This window comes from Polynucleobacter sp. MWH-CaK5 (genome assembly GCF_018687615.1).
In the GTDB taxonomy this organism is placed as follows: Bacteria; Pseudomonadota; Gammaproteobacteria; order Burkholderiales; family Burkholderiaceae; genus Polynucleobacter.
Genome location: NZ_CP061299.1, coordinates 1,031,328 through 1,045,592 on the forward strand (window position 1 = coordinate 1,031,328; position 14,265 = coordinate 1,045,592).

At 45.3% G+C, this 14,265-nt stretch carries 18 protein-coding genes; 8 read left to right on the forward strand and 10 right to left on the reverse strand.

From position 1 onward, the window contains the following. Positions 1–197: 197 nt before the first annotated feature. On the forward strand, positions 198–1,115 hold the full coding sequence (locus GQ367_RS05090; RefSeq protein WP_215289577.1) for a 3-hydroxyacyl-CoA dehydrogenase family protein: 918 nt from the start codon (positions 198–200) through the stop codon (positions 1,113–1,115). Between the two features lie 34 nt (positions 1,116–1,149). Here the strand turns inward: GQ367_RS05090 and GQ367_RS05095 are convergent, their stop codons facing one another. Continuing rightward, positions 1,150–1,959, reverse strand: coding sequence for a ferritin-like domain-containing protein (locus GQ367_RS05095; protein ID WP_215289579.1), 810 nt, complete (start codon positions 1,957–1,959; stop codon positions 1,150–1,152). Positions 1,960–2,050: 91 nt separating this feature from the next. Between GQ367_RS05095 and GQ367_RS05100 the strand changes: the two genes are divergently transcribed. After that, on the forward strand, positions 2,051–3,274 hold the full coding sequence (locus GQ367_RS05100; RefSeq protein ID WP_251370128.1) for a nitrate/nitrite transporter: 1,224 nt from the start codon (positions 2,051–2,053) through the stop codon (positions 3,272–3,274). Positions 3,275–3,284: 10 nt separating this feature from the next. Beyond that, positions 3,285–3,491 carry a DUF1653 domain-containing protein gene (locus GQ367_RS05105; RefSeq protein WP_215289582.1) on the forward strand — a complete coding sequence of 69 codons (207 nt, stop codon included), beginning with the start codon at positions 3,285–3,287 and terminating at the stop codon, positions 3,489–3,491. Here GQ367_RS05105 and GQ367_RS05110 read toward each other — a convergent pair. Further along, positions 3,480–4,391 carry a DMT family transporter gene (locus tag GQ367_RS05110; protein ID WP_215289585.1) on the reverse strand — a complete coding sequence of 304 codons (912 nt, stop codon included), beginning with the start codon at positions 4,389–4,391 and terminating at the stop codon, positions 3,480–3,482. The two genes, GQ367_RS05105 and GQ367_RS05110, sit on opposite strands and share 12 nt — an antisense overlap. 123 nt (positions 4,392–4,514) lie before the next feature. Between GQ367_RS05110 and GQ367_RS05115 the strand changes: the two genes are divergently transcribed. Next, complete coding sequence (locus GQ367_RS05115) at positions 4,515–4,721, forward strand: SlyX family protein (protein WP_215289588.1); 207 nt, start codon at positions 4,515–4,517, stop codon at positions 4,719–4,721. A 17-nt stretch (positions 4,722–4,738) separates the two neighbouring features. Here GQ367_RS05115 and aroQ read toward each other — a convergent pair whose 3' ends face one another. Both aroQ and GQ367_RS05125 read right to left on the reverse strand, forming a co-directional pair. Continuing rightward, the gene (gene aroQ, locus GQ367_RS05120) at positions 4,739–5,188 is read right to left on the reverse strand and encodes a type II 3-dehydroquinate dehydratase (RefSeq protein ID WP_215289590.1); all 450 of its coding nucleotides are present in this window, start codon (positions 5,186–5,188) and stop codon (positions 4,739–4,741) included. An 84-nt stretch (positions 5,189–5,272) separates the two neighbouring features. After that, on the reverse strand, positions 5,273–5,833 hold the full coding sequence (locus tag GQ367_RS05125; protein ID WP_215289593.1) for a YaeQ family protein: 561 nt from the start codon (positions 5,831–5,833) through the stop codon (positions 5,273–5,275). Positions 5,834–5,884: 51 nt separating this feature from the next. Between GQ367_RS05125 and GQ367_RS05130 the strand changes: the two genes are divergently transcribed. Both GQ367_RS05130 and GQ367_RS05135 read left to right on the forward strand, forming a co-directional pair. Continuing rightward, positions 5,885–6,208, forward strand: a complete 324-nt coding sequence (locus tag GQ367_RS05130) for a DUF615 domain-containing protein (RefSeq protein ID WP_215289595.1) — start codon at positions 5,885–5,887, stop codon at positions 6,206–6,208. Positions 6,209–6,234: 26 nt separating this feature from the next. Next, positions 6,235–6,861, forward strand: coding sequence for a YbhB/YbcL family Raf kinase inhibitor-like protein (locus GQ367_RS05135; RefSeq protein ID WP_215289597.1), 627 nt, complete (start codon positions 6,235–6,237; stop codon positions 6,859–6,861). Positions 6,862–6,880: 19 nt separating this feature from the next. Here GQ367_RS05135 and GQ367_RS05140 read toward each other — a convergent pair whose 3' ends face one another. Beyond that, positions 6,881–7,813 carry a DMT family transporter gene (locus GQ367_RS05140; protein ID WP_215289607.1) on the reverse strand — a complete coding sequence of 311 codons (933 nt, stop codon included), beginning with the start codon at positions 7,811–7,813 and terminating at the stop codon, positions 6,881–6,883. A 138-nt stretch (positions 7,814–7,951) separates the two neighbouring features. Here GQ367_RS05140 and GQ367_RS05145 point away from each other — a divergent pair, with 138 nt between their 5' ends. Then, a complete protein-coding gene (locus GQ367_RS05145; protein WP_371818516.1) occupies positions 7,952–10,348 on the forward strand; it encodes a YgiQ family radical SAM protein in 2,397 nt (798 codons plus the stop codon). Positions 10,349–10,370: 22 nt separating this feature from the next. Here GQ367_RS05145 and GQ367_RS05150 read toward each other — a convergent pair whose 3' ends face one another. Then, positions 10,371–10,682, reverse strand: a complete 312-nt coding sequence (locus GQ367_RS05150) for a DUF167 domain-containing protein (protein ID WP_215289611.1) — start codon at positions 10,680–10,682, stop codon at positions 10,371–10,373. A 45-nt stretch (positions 10,683–10,727) separates the two neighbouring features. Here GQ367_RS05150 and GQ367_RS05155 point away from each other — a divergent pair, with 45 nt between their 5' ends. Beyond that, the gene (locus tag GQ367_RS05155; protein WP_215289613.1) at positions 10,728–12,017 is read left to right on the forward strand and encodes an amidase; all 1,290 of its coding nucleotides are present in this window, start codon (positions 10,728–10,730) and stop codon (positions 12,015–12,017) included. A gap of 23 nt (positions 12,018–12,040) precedes the next feature. Here GQ367_RS05155 and GQ367_RS05160 read toward each other — a convergent pair whose 3' ends face one another. From GQ367_RS05160 to GQ367_RS05175, 4 genes are all read right to left on the reverse strand, one after another. Then, positions 12,041–12,766 (reverse strand): LrgB family protein, encoded by a 726-nt coding sequence (locus GQ367_RS05160; protein WP_215289615.1) that lies wholly within the window; start codon positions 12,764–12,766, stop codon positions 12,041–12,043. Beyond that, complete coding sequence (locus GQ367_RS05165; RefSeq protein ID WP_215289617.1) at positions 12,753–13,106, reverse strand: CidA/LrgA family protein; 354 nt, start codon at positions 13,104–13,106, stop codon at positions 12,753–12,755. The genes GQ367_RS05160 and GQ367_RS05165 overlap by 14 nt, the downstream gene beginning before the upstream one ends. Positions 13,107–13,115: 9 nt before the next feature. After that, the gene (locus GQ367_RS05170; RefSeq protein WP_089515795.1) at positions 13,116–13,649 is read right to left on the reverse strand and encodes a gamma carbonic anhydrase family protein; all 534 of its coding nucleotides are present in this window, start codon (positions 13,647–13,649) and stop codon (positions 13,116–13,118) included. Between the two features lie 100 nt (positions 13,650–13,749). Then, on the reverse strand, positions 13,750–14,196 hold the full coding sequence (locus GQ367_RS05175) for a DUF2721 domain-containing protein (protein ID WP_215289619.1): 447 nt from the start codon (positions 14,194–14,196) through the stop codon (positions 13,750–13,752). Between the last annotated feature and the right edge of the window lie 69 nt (positions 14,197–14,265).

The following is a 14,265-nucleotide window of genomic DNA, read 5'->3' on the forward strand; positions in this document are numbered from 1 at the left end:
ATCTTATTAAATATAAAGACTTCCTGATTTGTAATGCAAGCTATATCCTAGTCCGATTAGGCAATAAAACAAAGCGGTTTTTGACCTCAAAGACTCAGTTAAAACCCTAATAAAACAGACTCCATCAGCCTTTTGGCTAACAACATCATTCTGCTGACTTAGGTATGATGGAAGACATAAAAATAATGGAGACAAGCATGAAAAAAGTGGTTGTTTTAGGCACAGGCACCATGGCACTTGGCATTGCTGCAGGTTTCATCAGCAGCGGCTATGGCGTGATCCTGTTAGGTAGAAATGATGAACGCGCTAAATCCGCCGTTCCTGAAATCATGGTCTTGGCCAAGGGCTTGAGTTCAGGTTTAATTTCAACTGATCAGATTCAAACTGGTGCCATTGAAGATTGGTCTGACTGGTCAGATGTGGCATTGGTGCTTGAAACAGTGACTGAGAATTTAGCCCTTAAACAAACCATCTTTGCTTCATTGGATAGAAGAGTTCCGATCCATATTCCGATTGGCAGCAATAGCTCAGGCTTCCCCATCAGTCAGATCAGTCAAAGTTTAAAAACAGCCCAGCGCATGTTCAACATGCACTACTTCATGCCGGCACACATCGTGCCATTGGTCGAGGTTGTTTTAGGTAAAGCATCTGATCCGTCAATGGCAAAAAAGGTGTGCGAATTATTTGAAGAAACGGGCAAGAAACCAGTGTTGGTCAATCAAGACATTCCAGGGTTTTTAGCCAACCGTATTCAGCATGCTCTGATGCGTGAAGCTCTTGCTCTGGTCAACGATGGCATTGCAACCCCTGAGGATGTTGATACAGCGGTGCGCTACAGCTTTGGCTTCCGTTATGCAGCAGTTGGCCCTATGACCCAAAAAGAAATTTCTGGATGGGAAGGCATGGCGATTGCCGCGAAAGAAATTTATCCAAGCTTGTCTAACAACACAGAGATATCACCTTGTTTGAATAAGATCTTGAAAGAAAAAAAGTTCGGGATCAAATCAAAAGAAGGTTTTAGAAAATGGTCAGATGAAGAAGCTTCTGAGATGAAGCGTAAATATGAAAAACGTTTGAAAGCCGCTTTTGATGTGTTGCAAATTGAACCGGACTAAGTTTTAGAAATTTTCAACTTTTGAAATTTTAAATTTAGTTTGTTTCAGTGATTTGTAATGCAGCTAATTCTGCATCCGTGAAACCAGCTGCTTTTCTGGCTGCGTAATTGAACGGGCCTCTGAGTTTAGGAGCCTCATATTTCTCAACCAACTCTGCATAAGTAGCAATGGGATCGAGGCTTTGCTGATCACAGAGGTAGTTGAACCAGCGATTACCAATTTCAACATGTCCGATTTCGTCATTCAAAATGATCTGAAGCAATGCCACGGCTTCTTGATCATGGGCTTGTGACAGCTTCTCTTGTATCGGCGGCAAGGCATCTAAGCCTCGGCTTTCCATGGTTCTTGGCACCAAAGCCATTCTGGCCAAAATTGATTCTGTGGTTTTAGCAACCATTTCCCATAAGCTGTTGTGTGCAGGAAAATCACCATACTTAAATCCACTTTTATGAAGATGGCGATTGAGTAAATCAAAGTGATAGGCCTCTTCAGCTGCCACCTTCAACCAATCTTCGTAATATTCTTTCGGCATATTAGGAAAACGCCATACGGCATCTAAAGCCAAATTGATCGCATTGAACTCAATATGAGCCAAGGCATGGATCAATACTGAACGTCCCTCTTCCGTCACCATCGAACGGCGCTTGACCAAGCCTGGATTGACCAAAATGGGCGAAGCAGGTCTACCCGGAATCTCAAAGCCAGCCTCGGTAAAATGATCTTCAGCATTGATGGCAATGCCACCTTGCAGATATTGCTCGCGCAATGCAATCACCGCCGGACCCTTTTCAGAAGGGTCGCAAAGGCTCAGTAATTGAAGGGCTTGAGTACGAAGTTCAGGCATGGATGAGATTCAAATAAATAGAATTCAATTATCCATGAATACCTATCTAGGGATAAAATCATTTTCACTATAACAATTAAAAACTACTATTTTGACCACCTACTTAATGCTCTTAACTCAAGCACTCTCCCTTCTGGGATTTGCTTGTTATCCATCGGCCTTGACCATCATTCAGGCCGAATGGAACTTGAGTAATTTTGAATCTGGGTTTTTAGCCAGCAGCTTTTTCCTTGGCTATGTGATGGTCGTTCCTATTGCCACCACCCTCACTGATCGCATCGATACCCGTCAAGTTTATTTGGCTGGCGGTCTCACTGCTGGATTAGGTTTACTGGGTGTGGGATTTTTTGCTAATGGCTTTTACTCAGCTCTGTTCTTTTTGATGATTCATGGCGCAGGTCTTTCCGCCATGTACATGCCTGGCTTAAAAATTATTTCTGATCGCGTGACCACTGGTGAAATCACCCGTCACATTTCTTTTTACACGGCATTTTTTGGACTTGGCACGGGAAGTTCTTATTTGTTATCTGGAGTGTTAATCCGAGAGTTTTCTTGGTCATTGGCATTCATCTTAATTGCCATCGGTCCAATTTGTGCCGGCACCCTCGCTTGGCTTGGCACTAAAGCACTTCCTGGCGAAAAAGGGATTTTTGATATTCAAATGAAGTTGAGTGATGCCTTCCCCGTGGCTCGCTGGAAAAAAGTATTGGCTATGAAAGAAGCGGTTGGCTATATGTTGGGTTACAGCGCCCACACGCTCGAGCTATTTGCGACACGTGCTTGGTTGGTGGCATTCTTTACTTTCTGCGCATCGATTGCCGCTCCTGAGCAACCATTTTTGATCAGTGCTACGCTGATCGTGGCTTTGGTGAACATCATTAGTATTCCGGCCTCAATCCTCGGCAATGAAATGGCTCTCAGAGTAGGTCGTCATCGCTGGGTGTATTGGGTCATGATTGGCAGTGCTATCAGCGGTATTACTTTGGGTATGTCCGTGGATTCTCATTGGACAGTCATTGTTGCCCTGGCTTTTATTCACGGGATATTTGTGATGGCAGACTCTGCCACTCTAACTGCTGGTTTGGTCATCAGTGTTCCACAAGAGATCAAAGGAACAGCGATGGGTTTGCATTCTTTGATGGGCTTTGGAGCAGGATTGGTGGGCCCCGCTCTATTCGGGGCAACTCTGGATATCAGTCGTTACTTAGGCTATGGCGGTTGGGCAGCAGCTTATGCATCAATTTCCGTTTGGGGATTGCTATTTATTTTTTATACTCAATTTTCACTTTGGAAAAATAAGAGAGTCACACAATGAGAATCACCCAATGATGCGCGAAACACACCCAAGCTTATTTCCCATCGGTAGTCAGTTACGTCATAAGAAAACAGGTGGCTTCTATTTGGTGATCGGCTTAGCCAAGATTGAAGCCACTCTGGAGATGGCCTATGTCTATGAATCTATGCAAACCCATGACTACTGGGTTCGACCTCAAGCAGAAATGGAAGATGGTCGTTTTGAATTAGTCAGCTGATGATTTCTTCAAAGAAGAAATCACAATGCCCGCAACAATCATCATAAATGCTAAGCCGTGAAACAACTCAGGCGGCTCTCCAAGTAAAGCAGCCGACATCAAGGCAGTGAACAAAGGAATCAAGTTCGCAAAAAATGCTGCCATTGCAGGGCCTGCTGCTGTCACACCTAAACCCCAACAACGATAAGCAATCAGCGATGGTGCAATTGCCACGAAGATCAATAGTGCGATGGTTGATTGTGTGAACTCAAACACCACGGCATCAGCAGCCCACTCAAAACCCAAGAAAGCAGTTGACCAAAAAACACCGAATAGCACTTGCGCCAATAAAAATTCAGCCCAAGGCCATTGGCGTTCAGTGCTCTTACCTGGACGGCTCAACATCCAACTATAAAAGCCCCATAAGATGGTCGCCAAGAGAATGTACAAATCACCAATCACCAGTTGTATATCTAGGATGCTGGATAAGTCACCACGGGTTAAAACAATCACAACCCCTAATAAAGAGATCAAGGCGCCCATCATTTGTTTGAACTGCGCTGCCTGTTGATAGAACAACGCACCAATGATGATCATCCACATGGGCATGCTGCCACCAATCAAGGTCACATTGATGGGGGTTGATGTTTCTAAAGAGAGGTATAGCAGTGCGTTGTACGAACCCACACCAAGCAAACCAAGCCAAAGGAAGCGGATTTTGTTTTGCCAAATAGGACTGTCAGACTTAAACAGTTTCCAGGCAATCGGCAATAAGATCAGTCCAGCCAACAGCCAACGCAAGGTATTGAGCATGATGGGTGAAATCTCCCCAACTGCCAAACGACCCACAATGGCATTACCTGCCCAAAGAATTGTGGGCAATACCAAATAAAAGATAACGCGGGGCGTTAATGGGTTCATTCTTTGACTGTGACCATCGTCAGATGACTAAAGATGGCGATGCTAGCATGCCTGACCTCTGATTTAGCAGATTGCTCATTTTGCCGCTCTTAGGTATCCTCACCTTATTACCAGAAGGTCATCATGAATCAAGACGAACGCATCACCAACTTAGAAATCAAACTGAGCTTTTCTGAAGACTTGCTAGAAGAGTTAAATCAAACTGTCTTCAAGCAACAGCAACGCATTGAGTTATTGGTGAAGGAAATACAAGCGCTGAAATTACAAATGGCCAGCAATATGCCTTCTGATGGGAACAGTCCTCGTGACGAGATACCGCCCCACTATTGATCTGCGCTAGGCTGCGATCAATTCTTTTGAGCCAAACCTTCCATGGCCAAAACGTAGCCCTGAATACCAAAGCCCACCACAATGCCTGCAGCCACTGGTGAAATGTAGGAATGATGTCTGAATGCTTCACGAGCATGCACATTTGAGATATGTACCTCAATCACAGGTAAACCACTCATCGCTGCAATTGCATCATGCAAAGCAACCGATGTGTGAGTGTAGGCGCCCGGATTAAACACAATACCCTGTACCGTGCCTGCGCGGTGAGCCAAGCCAGCTTCCTGAATCTTGTCGATCAACGGGCCTTCATGATTACTTTGTAAAAACTCAACGTCAAAACCCAAGCGCTTAGCTGTGTCTTTACAAAGAGCTTCCACATCCGCCAAAGTACTTGAGCCGTACTTTTCTGGCTCACGTGTACCCAAGAGGTTCAAATTAGGACCGTTAAGGACAATGATTTTTTTCATGATGTTTGAAGTATAGCGCTGATAAATTGCTTATTCCAAGCACTTCTGGTGGATTTTTTTAATCTGAATTAAGACTATCCAGGTCTATTTCCAGCGCTCACAGGTCACCTCGATGGTGCCTTGGTGGCTACTTAGCATCAAGTGACCGTCTTGAATGGTGGCCTGTATTTGCATGCTGCGTTCAGCCCAACGTGCTAACTCTTGAGAAATATCAGAGGGCACCCGGTACACGGATAGTTTGTCCATGCGGGTGAGTTTGTTCTGAATACCCTTCCACCAGACTTCAGCCGCATGATGGTAGGCGTAGACCACAACCTTGTCTGATTTTGAGCAAGCGCGGCTCAAGGGCTTTTCTTCCGGTTGACCAACCTCCACCCATAAACGGGTTTGCCCCGTGAAATCCTTTAACCAAACATCTGGCTCATCGGGATCTGACAAGCCAGCCCCAAAGACCAGTTGACCATCCCCCTGACAAAGGTCATTCAAAAGATGGGCATTGAAGGACAAAGCCAATAAACGCATCATCATGCGCTCATCGGTTTCGCTCGGATGCCTGGCCAAAGTTAGGCTGTGGTCAGCGTAATACGCATGATCAATATCAGCGACTGAGAGAGTGACTTTGAAGATGGTGGATTTAATGGCCATGAATGTTTCGGTTTTCTGTGCAATTTCACAGGAGTCTGCGAAAATACCATTATGAAGCAATCAAACACCCCTGAAGAGTATTTGGCTCCGGAAAAGCCCAGTAAATCTGAAATAAAGCGTCGATTAGAGGCCAGACAGTATCTTGCTGAAGAAATCAGTCAGATGCCTGATAAATGGAAACAAATGCCAATACCCGAACGCCTTCTAGATGCTCTTAAAGAAACACCCAATGTGAGAAGCCATGGCGGCATCAGACGTCATATTCAGTATTTGGGCAAAATCATGGGTGCTATGAGTGAAGAAGAAGTGGATGGCATCAAACAAGCCTTGATCAGCATCGTGGGGCCTAAAAAAGCCAGTAAGATGAAAATCTAAATTGTTGTCATTGATTGGGGAGCTTTATGAAAGTCACTAGTTCAAGTTTTCAAGATCAGTCAGTTATTCCAGGTCAGTTTGCTTTTGCGATCAAAGATCCAAGCACTCACATCACCTTGTCAAGCAATCAAAACCCTCACTTGGCTTGGTCAGACTTTCCTAAAGACACACAGTCATTTGCATTGATTTGTCACGACCCAGATGTTCCAAGCAAAGGCGATGATGTGAATCAAGAAGGCAAAGTAGTACCAGCCAGTTTGCCGCGAGTCGATTTTTATCATTGGGTCTTGGTGAACATCCCAAACTCAGTACAAACAATTGCTGCTGCTAGTCACAGTAATGGCATTACTGGTAAAGGTAAATCAGCACAGCAGAGTCCGGTGGGTACAGCAGGCATTAATGACTACACAGCTTGGTTCAAAGGCGATGCCTCCATGGAAGGTCATTACTTTGGCTACGACGGCCCTTGCCCGCCATGGAATGATGAGATCAAACACCATTATGTTTTCACAGTCTATGCTTTGAATACTCCGAGCATTCCTCTCACTGGTCCATTCACCGGTGCAGAGGCATTGGCTGCAATTAAACCTCACATCATTGCTCAAGCAAGTATCACGGGCATTTACAGCTTGAACCCAAGTGTCGCGATTTAATTAAATAGTTTTTAGTAAATTACTCAGCCTCGGCCAACTCAGGTCGAGGCTGATTTTTTTGAGTTTGCATGGTAGCCAGAATTGCCACCCCACACAGCACTACTGTCATACCTATGACTTGAATGATGGTGATTTGTTCACCCAAGAAAAACCAACCAAGAAATATCGTGGCGATTGGTCCCAACATACCCGCCTGAGCAGTCAAACCAGATCCAATTCGATTCACTGCAATCATCACCAAGAGCATCGGCATGAAGGTACAAAATAAAGCATTGAATAAACTCAACTGATAAACCTCAGGCACCTGGGTCCATAAATGTGTGGGATTCAAGATCAATGCTTGAGCAGTACTGAAAAATGTGGATGATGCACTGGCATAAGCGACCAAACGAATGCTGCCCACCCTCCCCACAATCTCTCCGGCAAAGATCAAATAGACGGCATAAGAGATTGCGCTCAGAAATACCAACATGCCACCCCAAGCAATCGATGGCCCCATGGTGTGAAGATCATGAGAAAACACAATGATCACTCCTGCGTAGGCAAGAACCAAGGCCAACCACTGTTGAGTTTGTATTTTCTTTTTTAAGAAAAGCATTGAGATCAACAAAACAATTGTTGGGTTGAGATAGAGAATGATTCTTTCTAATCCAACCGTGATGTATTGCAATCCCAAGAAGTCCAAGTAACTTGAAAGGTAATAACCCACAAAACCTAAAAAGATGATGCTCAAGATGTCGCGCTTGGCCATGGGCGATGGTTGATGATGGCGTGATGACCACCACACTGCTACCCAGAAGAATGGCAAAGAAAAAAGCATCCTCAAAGACAACACGGTGGCTGAATCAACCCCATATTGATAGCAAAGTTTGACCACGATGGCTTTGGCCGAAAAAAGAATGGATCCCAATCCAGCGATTAGCAGTGAACTTAGCAGGAAGGATCTTTGCATGCCTTGGACTTTATAGGGGCTTTATATGGTTTTGCAGCTTAAGTGGCAAAAGAGTGACCTGAGGCATTCAATTGTCATGAACAAACAGGCCTTAGTTTAAACGAGCAGAAAGTGCTTAAAAAGCCTAAAATACAGCCCGTGAACGCACCTTTCAATCCCTCTCTAATACCCAGCTCACCAAGATTAGATTCTTACCCAAAATATTGGGCTGAATGTTTTGGTACAGCCCCCTTCTTGCCAATGAGTCGAGAAGAGATGGACAAGCTTGGTTGGGATAGCTGCGACATCATCATTGTGACTGGGGATGCTTATGTGGATCATCCAAGTTTTGGTATGGCCATTATTGGTCGCTTGCTTGAAGCACAAGGCTTTCGTGTCGGCATCATTTCTCAGCCGGACTGGCAATCAGCCGATCCGTTCAAGGCCTTAGGTCAACCCAATTTGTTTTATGGCGTAGCCGCTGGCAACATGGACTCCATGATCAATCGTTACACGGCTGATCGCAAAGTTCGTAGTGATGATGCATACACAGCTGGTGGCATGGGTGGTAAGAGACCTGATCGTTGTTCATTGGTTTATGCCCAACGTTGTCGTGAAGCCTATGCTGATACCCCTATAGTTATGGGGGGTATTGAAGCCTCCCTACGCCGAATTGCACACTACGACTACTGGCAAGACAAGGTACGTCGTTCTATTTTGATTGATGCAAAAGCGGATATCTTGCTTTATGGCAATGCTGAAAGAGCTGTGGTTGAAATTGCTCATCGCTTGGCCAAAGGTGAAAAGATCGCCGACATCAATGACATTCGTGGCACGGCGTTTGTTAGACGTCACCCTGCTCCAGGTTTCACAGAAATTGATTCAAGCACGGTTGATATCCCTGGCGTAATAGATGCTCCTATCAATCCATACCTCACTCCTGATGAGCAGGCCAAAGAACAAGGCACGAGTTGCAAAAAGACCGATGGCACACTTGAAAAAGAACCAGCCGTTCAAGCCATCACCGTTGTACCAACTGCCAGAAAACGTTTAGAACGTGACACAACCGTGATTCGTCTTCCAAGCTATGAAGCCGTGAAGCGTGATCCAGTGCTTTATGCACACGCCAGTCGCGTTCTACATTTAGAAACAAATCCAGGTAATGCCCGTGCATTGGTGCAGCAACATGGTGAAGGCGCTTCTGTCAGAGATGTTTGGTTGAACGCTCCTGCTGTGCCACTGACCACCGAAGAGATGGATTCAGTATTTGATCTACCTTATGCCAGAGCACCCCACCCATCGTATGGCGATGCCAAGATTCCAGCGTGGGACATGATTCGTTTCTCCGTGAACATCATGCGCGGCTGTTTTGGTGGTTGTACTTTCTGCTCTATCACTGAGCACGAAGGTCGAATCATTCAAAATCGTTCATCTAACTCAATCATCAAAGAGATTGAAGATATTCGCGATAAGGTCCCAGGCTTCACAGGCATCATTTCTGACTTGGGCGGCCCAACTGCCAACATGTACCGCATCGCTTGTAAATCGAAAGAGATTGAGGCGCACTGCCGTAAACCATCGTGTGTTTATCCAGATATCTGTCCGAACCTCAACACTGATCACACACCGCTGATTCAGTTGTACCGCCGCGCCAGAGCTTTGCCTGGCATTAAAAAGATTTTGATTGGTTCAGGTGTTCGTTATGACCTCGCGGTTAAAGCACCGGCATACATCAAAGAGCTTGTGGCTCATCACGTGGGTGGCTATTTAAAGATTGCCCCTGAGCACACCGAGCAAGGTCCTTTATCGAAAATGATGAAACCTGGCATGGGCGCTTACGATAAGTTCAAAGAGTTGTTTGATAAATACTCTAAAGAAGCAGGCAAAGAACAGTATTTGATTCCTTACTTCATTGCAGCCCACCCAGGCACAAGCGATGAAGACATGATGCATTTGGCAATTTGGTTGAAGAAGAATGGTTTTAGAGCTGATCAAGTTCAAACTTTCTACCCTTCTCCAATGGCAACAGCTACTGCCATGTATCACACCAATAAAAATCCATTGCGCAAAGTCACGCGTGACAGTGAAACAGTGGACATTGTCAGAGGCGAAAAGCGTCGTCGTTTACACAAAGCATTCTTGCGTTATCACGATGCCAATAATTGGCCTTTGCTAAGAGAAGCTTTGAAAAAAATGGGTCGCGCTGATTTGATTGGTAATGGCAAGCATCATTTGATACCAAACTATCAACCGACCACGGATGGCAGCTACCAAAGTCCGCGTCGCAAGAACTCTTCAATGGGTCTGGCTGGCGGTAAGCCGTTTGGCAAACCTGCGGCCACAGCCGTTGTTCACAATCCAAGAGATTTCTCTGTTCCTCAAAAACCTGGTCGCGGCAAGATCATGACCCAACACACTGGTTTACCGCCACGTGCGACGGGTGTTAAGACTGGTGCCAAAACCACAGGCAGCGTTTCTGGTCGCCCAGGCTCAGCCAGAGGCTTAAGCACTGGCTCAAAGCCTGGTGTAAGAGCGTCAATCAATAAAAAGAAGTAATCACACCACAAAGATTGCTTGATTAGACCAGTAGGATGGTCTTTAACTGATCGGCCGTGAGTCCTTGAACTCTGACTCGCTTGAGTCGACTTAAGTCACCAGCCAACAATTCAATATTGGTTCGACGAATCTCCAACTTTTTGGACAACCACTGAATCAACGCCTCATTGGCCTTCCCTTCAACGGGTGGGGCTGCCAATCTTAGTTTGAGTCTTCCATCATGCTCACCCTGAACCTCGGTTTTTTTAGCACCTGGCTGGCAATGCAAAGCAATGATGAAGCTATCGGCAGAATCGCTATCGATACTTATCCATGCAGGTAATGAATTGTTCATACGATGATTGAAGCACAAATGATTGTTCAGAGGTAAGATTTAGCCATGAAAAAAGCATACCAACTTTCAGCCACTGAAGCTGCCAAAAAAATTCAGGCTAATCAATTAAGTTCTGAAGAACTACTTCGCTCTTGTATCGAAAGAATCGAAGACAAAGAATCTTCTACTCAAGCGTGGGTAGAAACGAATTTTAAAGCGGCTCTAGATAGAGCCCGTTATCTGGATCGTTCTGCCAATCAAGGTTTACTTCATGGCCTGCCATTTGGTGCCAAAGACTTATTTGACACCCATGACTTTCCAACGCGTTATGGCTCCCCTATTTACGAGAACAATCGTCCCAACAGTGATGCTGTGCACATTTCATTGATGCGACAAGCGGGTGGCATTTTGTTAGGCAAAACTGTTACCACTGAATTTGCTACTTTTAAGGGTGGCAAAACCAAAAATCCTCACAATCCTGAATACACCCCTGGTGGCTCATCCAGTGGCTCTGCTGCTGCCGTAGCCGATGAGATGATTCCGTTGGCCACAGGCAGTCAAACAGCTGCATCAGTGATCAGACCGGCTGCTTTTTGTGGCGTGGTTGGATACAAGCCCACTTATGGAAAAATCAGCTTGGGAGGCGCTAAAAGCTTGTCTCCTTCTTTAGACACTTTGGGTAGCTTTAGTCGAACGGTTGAAGATGCCGCTTTATGTGTGGCTGCGATGTCTGGTGATACTGAATTAGCCAAAATCGATAAGCTCAGAAAAAAACCTCGCATTGGCACTTGTCTGACCTACGATGGTCATTTGGCCTCTGCTGATACGGTTGCCGCCATCGCCCATGCAGCTCTTTTGGCCGAAGATCTATTCAAAGTCTCAGTCCCTGAGATCAAGCTGCCAACAATCTTTAAAAAGATGTCAGATCTGCAAGGCAGAATCATGTGGTCAGAGAGTGCTCGCAGTTTTTCTTTTGAGCAAACCAATCATGCAGAAGAGTTGAGCCAACAGTTGCGTGGCCTGATCAAACAAGGTGCTGCTATTTCTTATGAGCAATACAACGCAGACTTAATAGTGGCGGAACAAGCGCGCACGTCCATTGATCAATTATTGAGCAATGAGATTGATGTGATCATTGCACCAAGTGCGATTGGCGAAGCACCTCATGGTCACACTTCAACAGGAGACCCCATCTTCTGTCGAGTTTGGACCTTGATGGGTTTACCGTGCATCACGCTGCCATTATTCAAAGGACCCAATGGGATGCCAGTAGGTGTTCAATTGGTGGCTCGAAGAGGCAGAGATCGTCTCTTGTTATCAGTCGCTGATGCTCTACTAAAAGCCCATCAAGCTTAAATATTGATGCTTGATGCTTAATCCTAGATATAACTCTTTAAGAGTGGGATGAGCAAAGCGCCCAAGATGCCGTGCAGACCCATGGCTAAACTGGCATAAGTGCCAGCTTCTGGATGAACGGCAAAGGCTCTTGATGTGCCAATGCCGTGAGCTGCCACACCAATAGCAAAACCACGTTGCCACCACTGCTTCATCCCCAAGAGGTTCAGAATATGACTGCCCAGAATGGCGCCAATGATGCCAGTGATCACTGCAAACACAGCGGTCAGCGTTGGTGATACTCCTAAGCGCTCAGCCACACCCATGGCAATCGGTGCAGTCACTGATTTAGGATAGAAGGCACCGATGATGGCACTATCAGCCCCTAAGAATGTCGCCACACCAACAGCACTGACAATCGATACAACACCACCACACAGTAAAGCAATCAATAATGGGAACACACGAGACTTGAGCGCTGCCACACCTCGGTAAATTGGAATGGCGAGTGAGACAGTTGCGGTACCCAATAAGAAGTGCACAAACTGAGCGCCCTCAAAATACTTCTGATACGGCATATCTACCAAATACAAAGCCAGAGCCACCAAGATAACGGCAATTGCTACGGGATTGGCCAAAGGATTGCGATCAGTCTTTTGATAAAAGAAGCTGCCGACTTGATAAGCAGTCAAGGTCAGGATCAAAGCAAATAAGGGGCTACCAGAAAGGTAGACCCAAATTTCTGCGATCTGAAGGTCATTGGGATTCATGAGAATCCTTTTTTGAAATGAAACGCAGGACAACCGCAGTCACCACAATGGTTGCCACCACACTCACCAACAGAGCAGAAATCACAGCAAACGCGTTGGCTTTAAGCTGAGGTAAAAATAAAATCACACCCACAGCGGCTGGAATAAATAAAACGCCCAAATGCTGACTGAATGCATCTGAGACCAATGCCAAAGATGGATTAACGTGTCCTTTGATGATCAAGAAAATCAACAAAAAGACCAAGCCTAAAACAGGGCCAGGAATGATGGGCAAGAAGAAATGTGAGATCAGCTCTCCCAAGCCTTGCCACAATAGTATTTGGACTAATCCAGGAATCATCGTGATGACTTAGGATTTACTTGGAAGCTCAACAAGATGGGCTTTGAATAAGTTCTTTTTAGCCACGTAGTTTTCTGCACTCGCTTTAAGACCGGCAATAGCTTCAGGCGTGAGTTCGCGAACCACTTTGGCAGGCGAGCCTAAGATCAAAGAGTTGTCTGGAAATACTTTGCCTTCAGTGACCACTGAGCCAGCACCAACCAAACAGTTCTTGCCAATCACAGCGCGATTAAGCACTACCGCTTGAATACCAATCAAAGAATTTTCACCAATTGTGCAGCCGTGCAACATTGCTTGATGGCCCACTGTCACATTTTCAGCCAAAGTCAAAGGGCAGCCCATGTCCGTATGCATCACTGTCCCTTCTTGGACATTGCTGCCCTTGCCAACTGTGATGGGTTCATTGTCACCACGAATCACCACTCCAGGCCAGACACTCACATCTTCATTCAAAATCACATCACCAATCAATGTGGCTTCTTTGGCAACAAACGCTGACTCATGAATTTGCGGAGCTTTGTCTTTGTATTGGTAGATGGTCATGATGTCTTCTTTCTTTTTTGTCTTTATCTTTGTATTGATATTTTTATTTGTTGTTTATTTATTGTTAATTTTTTATTTCATTTGAATCTGGAAGTATGGATCAATTGTGCGGCTTCCAGCGGATCGAGTAAGAGGCAATCAGCACCTCAATCAAAAGAGATATCAGAGCCAAAATGAATGAGCCGATACCAGCCACAAATGTATAGAGAACAAATGCTGACACCATTATTCTTCCACTGCTTGTTTCGGCGAAAAATAATTCCAAGATAGTTAGACCAATCATGATGGCGCACAAGACCAAAAAGATCATTGAGACATTGATGAAACGTCCACGCGTGGCAATGTTCTTTAATTCTTGATTGTAAGAATCTTTAATTGATTGCTTAAGATGCTCATCCATGAGCTCCTTATGAAGCACTCGAGATCGGTCAATCACGCGAGCCAAGCGATGGGTCAAGGCACCAATCATGCCTGCCACTGCAGTTAATAAGAAAACAGGCGCTACAGCCAATTGAATGCTGTCGCTAAGGGTGCTGGGATTCATCATATAAGTGAATATACCGCAGGTCAGGCAATCTCACCAAATAGAGAGAAAATAAGCGACCTAGGTCGCTTA

Coding starts and splice junctions, on each gene's coding strand:
- GQ367_RS05150 (WP_215289611.1), bottom strand. CDS start 10,682: ATGAACAATTCATTACCTGCATGGATAAGTATCGATAGCGATTCTGCC.
- GQ367_RS05110 (WP_215289585.1), bottom strand. CDS start 4,391: ATGAACCCATTAACGCCCCGCGTTATCTTTTATTTGGTATTGCCCACA.
- GQ367_RS05170 (WP_089515795.1), bottom strand. CDS start 13,649: ATGACCATCTACCAATACAAAGACAAAGCTCCGCAAATTCATGAGTCA.
- GQ367_RS05105 (WP_215289582.1), top strand. CDS start 3,285: ATGATGCGCGAAACACACCCAAGCTTATTTCCCATCGGTAGTCAGTTA.
- GQ367_RS05115 (WP_215289588.1), top strand. CDS start 4,515: ATGAATCAAGACGAACGCATCACCAACTTAGAAATCAAACTGAGCTTT.
- GQ367_RS05095 (WP_215289579.1), bottom strand. CDS start 1,959: ATGCCTGAACTTCGTACTCAAGCCCTTCAATTACTGAGCCTTTGCGAC.
- GQ367_RS05140 (WP_215289607.1), bottom strand. CDS start 7,813: ATGCAAAGATCCTTCCTGCTAAGTTCACTGCTAATCGCTGGATTGGGA.
- GQ367_RS05130 (WP_215289595.1), top strand. CDS start 5,885: ATGAAGCAATCAAACACCCCTGAAGAGTATTTGGCTCCGGAAAAGCCC.
- GQ367_RS05165 (WP_215289617.1), bottom strand. CDS start 13,106: ATGATTCCTGGATTAGTCCAAATACTATTGTGGCAAGGCTTGGGAGAG.
- GQ367_RS05090 (WP_215289577.1), top strand. CDS start 198: ATGAAAAAAGTGGTTGTTTTAGGCACAGGCACCATGGCACTTGGCATT.
- GQ367_RS05175 (WP_215289619.1), bottom strand. CDS start 14,196: ATGATGAATCCCAGCACCCTTAGCGACAGCATTCAATTGGCTGTAGCG.
- GQ367_RS05155 (WP_215289613.1), top strand. CDS start 10,728: ATGAAAAAAGCATACCAACTTTCAGCCACTGAAGCTGCCAAAAAAATT.
- aroQ (WP_215289590.1), bottom strand. CDS start 5,188: ATGAAAAAAATCATTGTCCTTAACGGTCCTAATTTGAACCTCTTGGGT.
- GQ367_RS05160 (WP_215289615.1), bottom strand. CDS start 12,766: ATGAATCCCAATGACCTTCAGATCGCAGAAATTTGGGTCTACCTTTCT.
- GQ367_RS05135 (WP_215289597.1), top strand. CDS start 6,235: ATGAAAGTCACTAGTTCAAGTTTTCAAGATCAGTCAGTTATTCCAGGT.
- GQ367_RS05125 (WP_215289593.1), bottom strand. CDS start 5,833: ATGGCCATTAAATCCACCATCTTCAAAGTCACTCTCTCAGTCGCTGAT.